The 12,815-nt window shown below is 31.3% G+C and carries 13 protein-coding genes; 2 read left to right on the top strand and 11 right to left on the bottom strand.

Translation table 11 applies throughout. From position 1 onward, the window contains the following. Positions 1 to 57: 57 nt before the first annotated feature. The 11 genes from hpt to rlmD form a co-directional block, all read right to left on the bottom strand. The gene (gene hpt / locus ACTHPI_RS03585; protein ID WP_445352812.1) at positions 58 to 594 is read right to left on the bottom strand and encodes a hypoxanthine phosphoribosyltransferase; all 537 of its coding nucleotides are present in this window, start codon (positions 592 to 594) and stop codon (positions 58 to 60) included. 192 nt (positions 595 to 786) lie between these two features. Next, positions 787 to 1,431: a hypothetical protein gene (locus ACTHPI_RS03580; protein ID WP_445352811.1), complete on the bottom strand. Its 645-nt coding sequence runs from the start codon at positions 1,429 to 1,431 to the stop codon at positions 787 to 789. Between the two features lie 6 nt (positions 1,432 to 1,437). After that, a complete protein-coding gene (locus tag ACTHPI_RS03575; protein WP_445352810.1) occupies positions 1,438 to 2,211 on the bottom strand; it encodes a DNA-methyltransferase in 774 nt (257 codons plus the stop codon). 69 nt (positions 2,212 to 2,280) lie between these two features. Beyond that, positions 2,281 to 3,222 carry a type II restriction endonuclease gene (locus tag ACTHPI_RS03570; RefSeq protein WP_445352809.1) on the bottom strand — a complete coding sequence of 314 codons (942 nt, stop codon included), beginning with the start codon at positions 3,220 to 3,222 and terminating at the stop codon, positions 2,281 to 2,283. A 16-nt stretch (positions 3,223 to 3,238) separates the two neighbouring features. Beyond that, positions 3,239 to 4,078, bottom strand: a complete 840-nt coding sequence (locus ACTHPI_RS03565; RefSeq protein ID WP_445352808.1) for a DNA adenine methylase — start codon at positions 4,076 to 4,078, stop codon at positions 3,239 to 3,241. Between the two features lie 36 nt (positions 4,079 to 4,114). Then, entirely contained in the window at positions 4,115 to 4,675 is a 561-nt protein-coding gene (locus tag ACTHPI_RS03560) for a hypothetical protein (RefSeq protein ID WP_445352807.1), read from the bottom strand. Position 4,676: 1 nt separating this feature from the next. Further along, positions 4,677 to 5,675, bottom strand: a complete 999-nt coding sequence (gene argF / locus ACTHPI_RS03555; RefSeq protein ID WP_445352806.1) for an ornithine carbamoyltransferase — start codon at positions 5,673 to 5,675, stop codon at positions 4,677 to 4,679. Between the two features lie 195 nt (positions 5,676 to 5,870). Next, on the bottom strand, positions 5,871 to 6,986 hold the full coding sequence (locus ACTHPI_RS03550) for an RNA-guided endonuclease InsQ/TnpB family protein (RefSeq protein ID WP_445352876.1): 1,116 nt from the start codon (positions 6,984 to 6,986) through the stop codon (positions 5,871 to 5,873). Between the two features lie 4 nt (positions 6,987 to 6,990). Further along, on the bottom strand, positions 6,991 to 7,626 hold the full coding sequence (locus ACTHPI_RS03545) for an IS607 family transposase (RefSeq protein ID WP_445352805.1): 636 nt from the start codon (positions 7,624 to 7,626) through the stop codon (positions 6,991 to 6,993). Positions 7,627 to 7,787: 161 nt separating this feature from the next. Further along, positions 7,788 to 8,345 carry a tetratricopeptide repeat protein gene (locus ACTHPI_RS03540; RefSeq protein ID WP_445352804.1) on the bottom strand — a complete coding sequence of 186 codons (558 nt, stop codon included), beginning with the start codon at positions 8,343 to 8,345 and terminating at the stop codon, positions 7,788 to 7,790. A gap of 532 nt (positions 8,346 to 8,877) precedes the next feature. Further along, a complete protein-coding gene (rlmD, locus tag ACTHPI_RS03535; RefSeq protein WP_445352803.1) occupies positions 8,878 to 10,227 on the bottom strand; it encodes a 23S rRNA (uracil(1939)-C(5))-methyltransferase RlmD in 1,350 nt (449 codons plus the stop codon). Positions 10,228 to 10,574: 347 nt separating this feature from the next. Here rlmD and nhaC point away from each other — a divergent pair, with 347 nt between their 5' ends. Both nhaC and ACTHPI_RS03525 read left to right on the top strand, forming a co-directional pair. Further along, positions 10,575 to 11,975: a Na+/H+ antiporter NhaC gene (gene nhaC, locus ACTHPI_RS03530; protein ID WP_445352802.1), complete on the top strand. Its 1,401-nt coding sequence runs from the start codon at positions 10,575 to 10,577 to the stop codon at positions 11,973 to 11,975. A gap of 94 nt (positions 11,976 to 12,069) precedes the next feature. Next, positions 12,070 to 12,780, top strand: a complete 711-nt coding sequence (locus ACTHPI_RS03525) for a Bax inhibitor-1/YccA family protein (protein ID WP_144355683.1) — start codon at positions 12,070 to 12,072, stop codon at positions 12,778 to 12,780. Positions 12,781 to 12,815: the final 35 nt, after the last annotated feature.

Genomic DNA, 12,815 nt, shown 5'->3' with positions numbered 1-12,815 from the left:
ATAGTCAACTTTGAAAACGATTACCAACAAAAAATACGTCCAAATTGGACGCATTTTTTATTTTTCATAAACACTTTTCTTAAGTACACCTATATATGGTAAATTACGATAGAAACCATCATAGTCTAACCCATACCCTACCAAAAATTCATCTGGAGCACTAAATCCTACATAATCTCCTTGAAGATCAACTTGACGCGTATCAGGCTTATCAAGCATTGCACAAATTTTAACACTTGCTGCACCACGCTTTTCAAAAAGTTCTTTCAAATATTTTAAAGTATGGCCTGTGTCAATAATATCTTCCATAAAAATGACGTGACGGCCTTTAACATCACTTCTAACATCTTGCACAAGTTTAACTTCACCTGTTGACTTTGAACCTACGTAACTTGAAGCCTTAACAATATCAACATTAAGTAAGAAATTCATTCGCTTTAGCATTTCACTACTAAACATCATGGCTCCAGTCATAACTGGTACAACCAATGGTTTCTTGTCTTCATAATTAGCCGTAATCTCTTGAGCCATCTGGTCCATACGATTGCTAAGTTCTTCTTCACTATATAATACGCGCTCAATATCGTTGTTCATTTTAAAAAGTTATCCCCTCTGAATTACTAACAATAAGATTTTAGCACATTTATAAAATAAATAAACCCTTTTTGTGCGTATTTTTGTGTTATTTTCTAACTTTTGCTTATTTTTATAATTTTATTGTTCGGAAATCAATTCAAGAGGTTATAAAAATAGCTGTATTTTTGATGAAATACAGCTTTCGTAATATTAATTTACTATGTGCCATGACCCATCTGGAAATTGTTGTAACCAGCCATCTTCTTCAGATAAAGTATTATTTGAAAAATCAGTAATTTTTACTACGTCTTCTGAAAAATCTCCATCAAAATTTTTATCATATTGAATAAATAACCGATTTTTATCAATATAAACAACATTTTCGTGTTCTTCGATGAACTTCATTTTAAATCTCTTAGGCCAATAACAATTAAAAGTTTCAAAATCCGTACTAGTCAAATAAACCTTATCTCCTGGGGTTAATTCCAGATTATATAGGCTCATACCCAGCAATGACTGTTCATAGATTAATTCCAAACTATTTTCAGGTAAATACTGATAAATCCCAATACAATTTTTATTGAAATCACCCTGCAAAATATAAATATAATCATTCTGCCATAATGGTTTGGCATACAAAACGTTTTTTTCTTTTTTAAAGGGAGAATAGATTTTTCGAGTTTTTAAATCGTAAAAATAAATCTCGCTCCCTTCAACTCCCTCATGAATTCCCCATTCTTGCATATCATGAAAATCAATACTATCATCGATTCCATACATATAACGAGTTTGACCAGATAAAAGAGAAAAATTTGTTCCATATTTGTTATCAGTTTTTATTTTTTGTGGATGCATATACTTCTACTCTATTAAATCATAATAATTATCAGTTAAATTATCTAATCTTCGTTTGGCTATTTTTAAATACTTTTTAGATTGATCAATTCCAATACAACGAATATTTAATGCTCTCGCTGCAACCAGTGTAGTACCACTTCCTACAAATGGATCTAATATTATAGAATCTGCAGTTGCCGAACATTGTATAATTCGCTTAATTAAAGAAAGAGGCTTTTGAGTAGGATGATATCCAAACTTTTTTTCTTTTTTATTTATAGTTGGAGTAATCCACACATCTGTCAATTGATGTCCTTCATTTAATGAAACTATATCATTATAATTAAAAATATGTCTTCCACCATTCTTTTTTGCCCAAATTATAGTTTCTGATGAATGAGTTAACATTCGCTTGCTTAAGTTTTCTGCAGGATTTTTCTTAACCCAAGTTACATTATTTAAAAATCTAAAATCAAATTTTTTTAATAAGTATCCTGCAAGATAAATATTGTGATATGTTCCAAACATCCATAAAGTTCCATCTTTCTTTAAAACTCTATAACTTTCTCGGATTAACTTATTATAGAACTTTTCTACATTTATTTTACTAGGATTATCCCAATCACCTTTATTTACTGATACTTTTTTACCATTTCGATTACTAAATCCCCCATTACTCAAAAAATATGGTGGATCAATAATCAGCAAATCTATATATGAATTAGGTAATTCATTTAAACACTTAAATGTATCTCCCAAAACTAATACCGAATTTTTATCACGATAAAAATAATTCAAATTTCGTACCTCCTTATAATTAAAATACGTAAATTTGAATTATTTTCATCTATAAAGATTTTGTAATATTTATTCTTTATTCATTTCAATGATATCTTCCATAAATCCATCTTCTAGCATATGTAAATTAATAATAGTTGGAATCACATCAAAGGCTTCTCTCATCGGATTTTTTGCAGTTAACCATCCAAGGCCATCACTTAACCATGCAAACTTGACATTCGGCGCATCCCTCAAACTAGTTTCATAAATACTACTAAATTCTCCTGCTACCGACTTAAGCTTAGAACCACCACCATTGTAAAAGTTAGTTTCAATAATAGTTACAGTATTATTTTTAGAATTATATACGGCACCATCATAACGTCGTCCACCTTTTTTACCTGGCTGTATAACTTCAGGCACATTAATACTCCAGTTTTCTTCAATCCATTTTCCAGTAACTTGTTCTTTATGTATTAAGTTATCATTCTTTTTACAAAGATCTTTCAAATATAATTCTAAAATTAGTTCGTTTTGTGTTCCGCTTCTATTCTTTCTTCCATTAGAGTCTAAGCCAACCTCTACACCAAATACATAGTCTACTAAGGATCTATTCAATCCTTCTGACAAGAAATCTAATAGTCCTGTTTCATCCATAAAGTCAATATATTTATCTATCTCATTTATATTCGGTTGCTTAAAATCTAAATTATATGTCGAAAAACTATTAATATTATCAAAAACAAAAACACTAATTACTTTGTCTCTACTAGCGATCAAAATCGGTATACATTTTAGAAGTTGTGGTTGTTCCAAAAATAAATCCCTAGCTTCATCTTTAATATTCTTTTTTCCTACTAAATAATTCAAAGTATTCAAAGAAATTTCAACTTCACGAGAATTTTTAAAAACTTTGTTCCAGTTTACCCAATATTTTGGAGTTCGATTGGTTTTAAATAAAGTATTTATAAAATAAGAAAACTTATCATCATTATTGCTTCTTAAGTACTCATCAAATGTCATTTTCATGATTAATTTTATCCTTTCAATAATTCGTTATTATTAATTCACCAACTTTTCCACGTTTACTTGCTACAGAATTAATTGCTCTACTAGCTTGCACTTCATGTAAATTTGCACTCGCATAAAGTTCACGTGTAGTTGGTGTATCTGAATTACTTAACATTACTTTAACGCCTTTTTTCGATAAATTAAAAAAAGTATCTCGTAATCTTTCTTGATCTTTTATATTAAACCCATTACTAGTATATGAGGTAAAATCCGAGGTTTCAGTTAATGGAATATATGGCGGATCAAAGTATATAAAATCATTTTCTTTAGCATCCATAACAGCTTTTTCAAAATCTACATTCATAATTTTATTATGCGTAGCATTTAAGAAATTACTTACCTCGTTAATATTATCACTATCAGCAATCTTAGGATTTTTATATCTACCATATGGTACATTAAATTGTCCTTTTTTATTTACTCTATATAATCCATTAAAATCCACTTTTAGCATATATATCAACCTGGCCGCCCGTTGAACATCGGTTAAAGTAATAAACTTACTCATATCTCTATCTAAAGCTCTAATAGCCAAATAATACTCTTTTTTATTATTTTTTTGATGTTCATTTAGTAATTTTAACAACTCAATAGGATTATTTTTAACTACACTATACATATTAATTAAGTCTGCATTTTGATCATTAATTACAAAACTCTTTGGCTGTAATGCAAATAATAAAGCTCCACCACCAATAAAGGGTTCAAAGTACCTATTATAGGTTTTGGGCTTAAATTCCATTAATTTTGGAAGTAATTGCCTTTTTCCACCTACCCATTTTATTACTGGCTTAAGCATATTCTTATTTTTCATAATACGTTATTTAAATCTCCATCTCTTACTAAAAGTTTAATACCAATTATTTTTTAGGCTTTCCTTATCTTCCTCACTTAAATCTGTATCTAAAGTTATACTCTTTTGAATATATGGATCAATTTGTTTAAGATTTATAGAATTATCATTAAAAGTAATAATAATATTTTTCTTAGCAACTGACTCATTTATAATTGAAATAAATTCTGAAGTATATTGATAATTACTTAATATACTATTTATAGGCCAAAATATTGCAAAATCCATGTTATTAAAAAAATACGAATCATTATAATGGTACCATGCTTTAAAATCAACTCTTAAATTATTAAATATTTTAAAAGTATCTATTTCATTTAAATGACGATTATCTACAATTTCTAATCTATTAAATGTATCAATAATCGTTCCAATTGACGTACTTCTAAAAATTGTACCTTTTTGTATATTTTTTATATCATTTAATACTGCTAATGTTGCTTCAAGTTTTAGATTGTCATCATATCCTCGAATTAATATTGTCTTTATTTTTTGATCAGCTATTGCGTTTTTTAACTCATTTGCAAATTTTAAAATTGATTTATTTGAAGTTTTCATCCTACACTCCTAAACTAGCAACCATAATCGCTCTCAAAACATGAATACGATTTTCTGGACCGCTGAACACAATCGACTTATCACTTTCAAAAACTTCATCAGTAACTTCCATTTCTTTTAAGCCAAACTCTTTATAGATTTTACGACCAAGATCTGTTTCCAAATTATGATAAGCTGGCAAGCAATGCGTAAATACTGTATCAGGATTATCAGTCATTTTCATCATTTCCATTGTAACTTGATAGGGTTTTAATAATCCTATACGCTTTTGCCATAATTCTGATGGTTCTCCCATTGAAACCCAAACATCAGTAGTAATTACATCAGCGTTCTTTACACCCATTTTAATGTTATCAGTTATCTGAATAACGGCACCAGTTTCTTTAGCTATTTCTTGTGCTTGCTTTACTAGCTTTGCTTCTGGCCATAATTCTTTAGGTGCAACAACACTATAACGCATCCCCATCTTAGCAGCACCTATCATCAAAGAATTAGAAATATTGTCTTGACCATTTCCTACAAAAGCAAATTTTATATCTCTATACGCTTTATCAAGTGCTTCTTTTACACTCATAAAATCAACCAAAGCTTGAGATGGATGACCTAAGTCAGTTAGTCCATTCCAAACTGGGATTTTTGCATAATTCGCCAAAGTTTCAACACTTTCTTGACTAAAACCACGGTATCCAATCCCATCAAACATTTCTCCAAGAACTCTAGAACTATCTTTTAAAGATTCAGAACTAAAATGTGTATCTTCTGGACCAAAATATGTTACATGTGCCCCTTCATCATGAGCTGCAATTTCAAATGAAGCTCTAGTTCGAGTTGAGCCTTTTTCAAAAACAAGCACAATATTCTTGCCTTCAAGTCTTTTATGTCTAATTCCTGCTAATTTTTCACGTTTTAACTCTTCTGCTAAGTCTAACAGATATTCTAATTCTCGTGGTGAAAAATCAGTCAATGAAATAAAATTACGATTTCTTAAATTAATTGGCATATTTTTCCTGCTATATAAAACATGTAAATATGTAGAAAGATACGGATTTTCTACATATCAAAAAGATATATATTTCCTTTCTTTGCTTTACTTACCGTCGTCTATACTAGTATTCTGATATTCCAATATAGGAGTAATCACATTGACCAGCTCTTACAGTTTTAGGGCTTAGCCCGCCCCTCTTTTTATTATTCTTTATTTTGCTAATTCCAAAAGATTTAAAACCGCATTATCATCACGATCATTGCTGTAGCCGCACTTATAACAAATATACTCGCTATGCTTGGTAGCATATTTTTTATTCCCTTGTAAAGTTATTTTTTCTGCGCCTTTTTTGATATAACCACATCTAGCGCATCTTTGCGTTGAAGGATATGCTTTATCAGCTAAGATTAATTTTTTGCCATACCAATTACATTTATAAGTCAATATTTGTCTAAACTTGCTAAAAAGTGATCTTTGCATGCCTTTTGAAGCTATGTGAGTCATCATCATTTCTTTTACTGCTAAGTCTTCAATAACTATCTCATCATAATTATTAATCAATTTAGTCGTAAATTTTTGTAAGATATCATTTTGAATAGCTGCTGCTTTGCGATAATCTCTTTGAAGCTTGGTTCTCACTTCAAGATATTTATTACTTTTTACGGCTAGTTTCCCATTATCTTCTCTTTTACGAGCAAGCATTCTCTGATAATGCTTGATACGCTTATAAAGCTTCTGCAGCTTAGTAGGTAAAACATTAAGCTTTCCCTCTGTGTAATTAAAGTGACCTACATTAACATCTACTGCTGTTTTTTGATGAGTCTTATATCTAACTATTGGCTTTTGTTCATACGGTAAAGCTGCATAGTAACTATTATTTTCTTTAAAAATACTAATAACTTTAACTTCAGTCATTTTTAAAGACTCAAAAGTAGATAGATCATACCAAGTATTTTGTGAAATACCTCGTGGCTTATCAAGACGAAGCTTGCCATTTACGATCTTAGCTCGATCCGTCTTAAAGCCTTGTTTTGGAGATTTCTTAGACTTGAAACCAGGCTTGCCCCAATCCTTTTGCGCTTTATCAAAGAAATTCTTCCAAGCGTTAGCTAAGTCAGTTATAGCTAATTGAAGACACCTAGCTGATAGCTTATACTGCCAGTCTTCCTTATTAGCTACTAATTCATTACGAACTCTACGCTCATTGGGACTTGGATTATCCTCAGGATTTAAAGTATGAGCTTCATACATAGTCTGCCAAGTTTCTAGTCCCTTATTCCAGCAGTATCTACGATAATCACATAGTAACTCAAGATGCTTTTGCATCGTCTTATTTACTTTCAGCTTTACTACTTGTGTCCTGATTGCCACTTAAATACTCACCTTTAATCTTTTTCTTGTATTTTCTTAAACCATACAGACGACATGAAAATACATGGATTATACTTACTAGATCCTCAACCAGTTCTTTATCTGGGGAGGTATCAACATTGTTTAAAACAACTATTTCTGTACCATGACTTTTACATAAATTATCAAACCAATCATATCCAAAACGAATAAAACGATCTTTATAGGTAATATAAATTTTATCTATTTTACCTTGCATTACTTCTTCAAGTAGCTTGTTCCACTTGGGACGCTTATAATTTAAACCACTGCCAATATCACTTATTTCTTTATCTAGAATTATGCCTTTAGCATTTACATATTGACGAATATAGCTTAACTGATCTTTTAAATCGTCTTTTTGACCGTAGGTTGATACTCTAGCATAGGCAACTTGCTTACGCTTGGAAACTGCAGTGTCTCTATCCAAATAATGTTTTATTTGATCCTCTGTATAAAATCTTCGATTAGTAGGCGAACGTTTAGCTTTAAGAATACCCTTTCGATCCCAGCTTTGCAGGGTTCGAGTAGTCACTCCTAAGCGTTTAGCTACATCTTTAGGCTTTAGTACTGTCATAATATTCACTCCCATGTTTAACTTTCTAGTAATTATTATGACAGATATTTATATTATTTTCTATGTTTTTCTATATTTTTATTAACAGTTAATCATCTCCAAGTGTTTTTCTAAATTATAACAAAAGCAACAAATCTAGAACTAGACTTGTTGCTTTAATTCTAATTTCTTTTACCTGCATCTAATTTACGAATAATTTTTTCGCGTAAATTTGCAATTCTTCTTGCTGTTGACTGCCACATGAACTTGTCATTGAAGCGGTCATAATACGAATATGTATGAGCTTGATTAATCCAATTTAATGCTTCTAAGTAACTCTTCTTTACTCCAATTCCATCATAATAACAAAGTGCTACTCGATAATAAATATCTGATTTAATATCATCTTCACCATAAGTTCGACTTAAATCTAATGCTTGCTGATAATACAAAAAAGCAAGACGGTGATTTTCCTGAACAAAATTACCATATAAATAAGCATCTCCCATCTTATAACAAGCATTTGCATTATCTTCCATTGCCGCTTCATTGTAATAATAAAATGCCTTTTCAGGATCCTTTTCACCTGTTCTGCCATATTCATAGATGTAGCCTAAATTACAAGCAGCTTGAGAATTACCCATCTTAGCGGATATTTCGTAATATTTTTGTGCTTCTTCATAATTGCCAACTTGATAAGCTTGAGCACCAATATCTAAATACTTATTTGATTCATCCATAATAATTTACTTTTCCTTTTTAATTATTTCAAAGATTTAACAAAAACAAATTTATTAGTTATCGAACTCCCCATCGAGGATTACTATGCAATATAACCTCAATTTTAAGAATTTTATTTACTGGTACATAACTAGTAATATTTTTAGAGCTTTTAAGAGAACCAGTTACTTCATCTAAATCATAACAACTTATCTTAATTTTATCTGGTAATAGTTGGTCTTTAATAAAAGTATCCCAAAAACCAATATACTGTTTATTATTAATTAAAGTAATACGAACTTTTTCTCCAATTGGATTTTCTCTAAAAGAACCACCAGTAAATTCAGTCTCTTTAATTATTTTTCCTGATAAACTATATTGAATAAATTTTATGTTTTTTCTTTCATAGAGTTATTTCTTTTTGTACTTAATATTTATACAACCTACTAATAACTATACCATTTTTATTTTACTCATTAAAAGACATAAAATAAAAAAGTGTACTAATCTCAATATTAACTATAGAATTAATACACAATTTATTATTTTACACTAATTTTCTTTAGTTAAAACCGTCACACTTTCAACATGCGGTGTTTGTGGGAACATATCTACTGGTGAAATTTCATCAAAACTATATCCATGTTCCTTAAATAATTCCAAATCACGTACTTGGGTAGCTGGATTACATGAAATATATACGACCTTTTTAGGACCTGTTTTTACAGCCGCATTAATAAATTCTGGAGTAAGACCTTTTCTTGGAGGATCCACAAAAATCACATCAGACTTAAGCCCTTCATTAGCCCATCGAGGCATAATTTCTTCAGCTTTACCAGTAACATATTTTGCATTAGTAATACCGTTAAGCTTGGCATTTTCATTCGCATCTTCAACTGCATCTTTAACAATTTCAATACCGCGAACTGCTTTAACGTGCTTAGCAACACTTAATCCAATAGTACCAATTCCAGAATAAGCATCAATTACAACATCGTCAGGGGATAAGTTAGCTTTTTTAATAGCTAAATCATATAAGCGCGGTGTTTGCAAAGAATTAATTTGGAAGAAACTTTGTGGAGAAATCTTAAATTCAACATCGCCAATTTTATCGGTAATTTGACTTTTGCCAAAAACAAGATAGTCTTTCTTACCTAAAATGACATTAGTTTTCTTAGGATTATAGTTAAGAACAATGCTAACAACATCTTTTAGATTACTAATTTCAGCAGCAACCTTTGGCAATTGTGGGAAATCCTTGTGCAAACATACAAGAATTACCATAATTTCGCCAGTTGCCTTACTTCTGCGTACATCAAGATAACGCACTTCACCTTTATTATGAATTTCATCATAAGCTGGTACTTTATATTTACGCAAAATATCACGAACAGCTACAAGTACACGATCAATTTCTGGATCAGTAGTAAAAAAGTTAGTTAACGGAACTAAATCATGCGAATGACGACGGAAAAAGCCTATTTCAAGCTGTCCTTTAACCATGCGTACTGGAACCTGAGCTTTGTTACGATAACCTGTTTCTTCAGGACTAGCTACAGTTTCATCAACTTTAATATTGTCCATATGAGCTTTCTTTAAGAGGTTCACAACTTGTTGCTTCTTAAAATCAAGCTGCTTATCATACTTAATATGTGCCAGACTTGCTAAACCTGTTTGCACCCATTGATTCAGCTTAACTTTAATTCGATCAGGACTTTCTTTGATAATTTCATCAATTTTTGCAAAAGCGAAACTCTTTTTAACTTTTAATATTTTAGCTTTTACAACTTCACCTGGAATTGCATTATTAACAAAGATAGTCATCCCTTCATAGTGGGCTACTCCCATCGCTTCGTAAGATAAATCTGTAATTTCTAATTCAACAATTTGATTTTTTTGCATTTTAAATTCCCTTTATTTGTAGTAACTAGAAATCTATTATAACAGAAAAAGCAAAATAATTTTTTGATTAAAAGTATTGACACTTTTTTTTAACCTTGTTATCATGTTTTTCAACAACAGATGAATCAGTAGCTAACTTGTTAAGCGTTCAGAGATCTGGTGGTTAGTGCGAACCAGTCAGGCAAGATTAGCGAATTACAACATCTTCTTAGTTTGTTCGGAAATATCCAGAACCGTTATCATCTGGTAGAGTTTGGACCTTTGTCCATAAGTTGGGTGGTACCACGGTTGTTAGAATCGTCCCGTTGACTAATTAGTCAACGGGATTTTTTATTTGGAGGAAAAATATGAAAAAGAAAGTCTCTTTTAATGAATCAATAATTATTCTTGCCCTCCTATTGATTATTTTAGGAATTGCAGTTATTAAATTTAGCCTTTCCCCAGAAGTTCCTGTTTTATTTACAGTATTGCTTCTTACCTTTTGGGCTAAAGCTCGCAATTTTTCTTGGCAAGAAATTCAAGACGGTATCAAAGAAGGTATTGGTGTCGCAATCATTCCAATATTTATATTTATTTTAATTGGTGCATTAATTGGCCTTTGGATTCAGGCTGGAATTATCCCTTCAATTATGGTACTAGGTTTTCATTTAATTAGTGGTAGCTTTTTTGTACCATCAGTCTTTATAGTATGCGCAATAGTCGGGACTGCCATTGGGAGTGGTTTTACTACAATTTCAACAGTTGGAATTGCACTGTTTGGAATTGGAGCAAGTATGAATGCCAACCCTGCACTTGTTGCCGGAGCAATCATTTCCGGAGCTGTTTTTGGTGATAAAATGTCTCCACTATCGGATTCAACCAACCTTTCTTCTGCAATTGCAGAAAGTGAATTATTTGCCCATATTAAAAATATGATGTGGTCAACTATTCCAGCCTTTGTTATTTCCTTTATCCTTTTTTGGATTTTAGGTAATAGCGGTCAAATTGATGCTAGTAAAATTCAACGTACATCACAAATTTTGCAATCTCACTTTACAATCAGCTGGTGGGCTTTACTACCAATTATCTTGATGCTTTTATGTGCTTGGAAAAAAATACCTGCAATTCCAACTTTATTTCTTAACATTACAGTTACAGTAGCTATGATTTTTGTACAAAATCCTCACTACTCAATTGTTAGCTTAAATGATCTGATAATGAATGGCTTTGTTGCAAAAACCGCTGATAAATCCGTTAATGCACTTTTAACTCGTGGTGGGATTTCAAGCATGATGGCTACAGTTGCTTTAATTATTTCTACACTTTCTCTTGGTGGAATGCTAATGAAATTCGGCATTGTTCAAGGTGCAATGGAACCATTAGTTAAACACTTAAAAAAGCCTGGTCGCTTAATCACTGTTACTATTCTTTCTGGTATTTGCATTAATCTGTTTGTTGGTGAGCAATACCTCTCAGTAATTTTACCAGGACGTGCATTTAAATCAGCATTTGATAAAATTGGACTATCTCCTCTTGCTTTGAGTCGAACACTTGAAGATGGAGGAAGCGTTATTAACTACTTAATTCCATGGGGTGTAGCTGGATCATTTGCGGCATCAACATTGGGTGTTCCAGTATTAGAATTTTTACCATTTACATTCTTTAGTTTGTTATCACCAGTATTCTCAATTTTAAGTGGAACAACTGGAATCGGTCTTCAATGGTCAAACAAATCATCCAAACCAACTAAAAAAACCGAAATTGAATAATAAGACAAATAAATAATAAACTTTTTTCTTTAGTCCTTTCTATTTTTATGGTAACTTAGTATTGAGTTTCTATATAGTAGAAAGGACTTTTATTATGGATAATTTTTCAAATAATCCTGAACGTCGAAAAGTTGTCGACGTTAGTCAGGTAAATAGTTTTTTAGCAAAAACTTACGGTATTATGGCCTTAGCTGTTCTTGTTTCAGCACTTACTGCCTTTTTATCAACTACAGTTCTTAGAAGCGTATTTATTTCACTTCTTTCGAATGCAGCAGCATCTTGGGTTTTATTGTTTTTGCCACTTGTTTTAACATTTGTAATTAGTTTTAGAGCAACTAGAAATCCAGTAGCTAGCTTTATCATGCTAATGATTATGGCAATTGCGTATGGTTTTACCTTTGCAATTATTTGTACAGCTTATACTGGCGCAACTATTGCTACAGCTTTTGTCTCTGCAGCTACAGTCTTTATTGCTATGGCACTTTACGGTACTTTTACGAAAAAAGACCTTGCTAATTTTGGTGCGTATGCTTTTGCTGCATTAATTGGATTAATTGTCGCCAGCTTGGTAAATCTTTTCCTTAAGAATCCTATGGTAACTTACATCTTTTCTTACATTGGTGTAATTATCTTCACCATTCTTACTGCGTGGAATGCTCAACAAATGAAAAACATTTACGCAAATTACGCTGATGAAAATACTGAATTGGGATTAGCAGTTGCTGGTGCTCTTCAATTGTACTTAGACTTTGTTAACTTGTTTATGTACTTCTTGGAAATCTTCGGCTTTAATGACCGTCGATAATACAAAAGCTCTGAATTTTTACATTCAGAGCTTTT

The organism is Lactobacillus sp. PSON, assembly GCF_052615405.1.
Note: the sequence above shows the minus strand (reverse complement) of the source record. Positions and strands in the feature narration are given on the sequence as shown.

Excerpts from the sequence above, each read along its gene's own strand:
- ACTHPI_RS03560 (WP_445352807.1), bottom strand. The coding sequence starts at position 4,675 with ATGAAAACTTCAAATAAATCAATTTTAAAATTTGCAAATGAGTTAAAA.
- ACTHPI_RS03545 (WP_445352805.1), bottom strand. The coding sequence starts at position 7,626 with ATGACAGTACTAAAGCCTAAAGATGTAGCTAAACGCTTAGGAGTGACT.
- ACTHPI_RS03550 (WP_445352876.1), bottom strand. The coding sequence starts at position 6,986 with ATGCAAAAGCATCTTGAGTTACTATGTGATTATCGTAGATACTGCTGG.
- nhaC (WP_445352802.1), top strand. The coding sequence starts at position 10,575 with ATGAAAAAGAAAGTCTCTTTTAATGAATCAATAATTATTCTTGCCCTC.
- ACTHPI_RS03580 (WP_445352811.1), bottom strand. The coding sequence starts at position 1,431 with ATGCATCCACAAAAAATAAAAACTGATAACAAATATGGAACAAATTTT.
- argF (WP_445352806.1), bottom strand. The coding sequence starts at position 5,675 with ATGCCAATTAATTTAAGAAATCGTAATTTTATTTCATTGACTGATTTT.
- rlmD (WP_445352803.1), bottom strand. The coding sequence starts at position 10,227 with ATGCAAAAAAATCAAATTGTTGAATTAGAAATTACAGATTTATCTTAC.
- ACTHPI_RS03525 (WP_144355683.1), top strand. The coding sequence starts at position 12,070 with ATGGATAATTTTTCAAATAATCCTGAACGTCGAAAAGTTGTCGACGTT.
- ACTHPI_RS03565 (WP_445352808.1), bottom strand. The coding sequence starts at position 4,078 with ATGAAAAATAAGAATATGCTTAAGCCAGTAATAAAATGGGTAGGTGGA.
- ACTHPI_RS03570 (WP_445352809.1), bottom strand. The coding sequence starts at position 3,222 with ATGAAAATGACATTTGATGAGTACTTAAGAAGCAATAATGATGATAAG.
- ACTHPI_RS03540 (WP_445352804.1), bottom strand. The coding sequence starts at position 8,345 with ATGGATGAATCAAATAAGTATTTAGATATTGGTGCTCAAGCTTATCAA.
- hpt (WP_445352812.1), bottom strand. The coding sequence starts at position 594 with ATGAACAACGATATTGAGCGCGTATTATATAGTGAAGAAGAACTTAGC.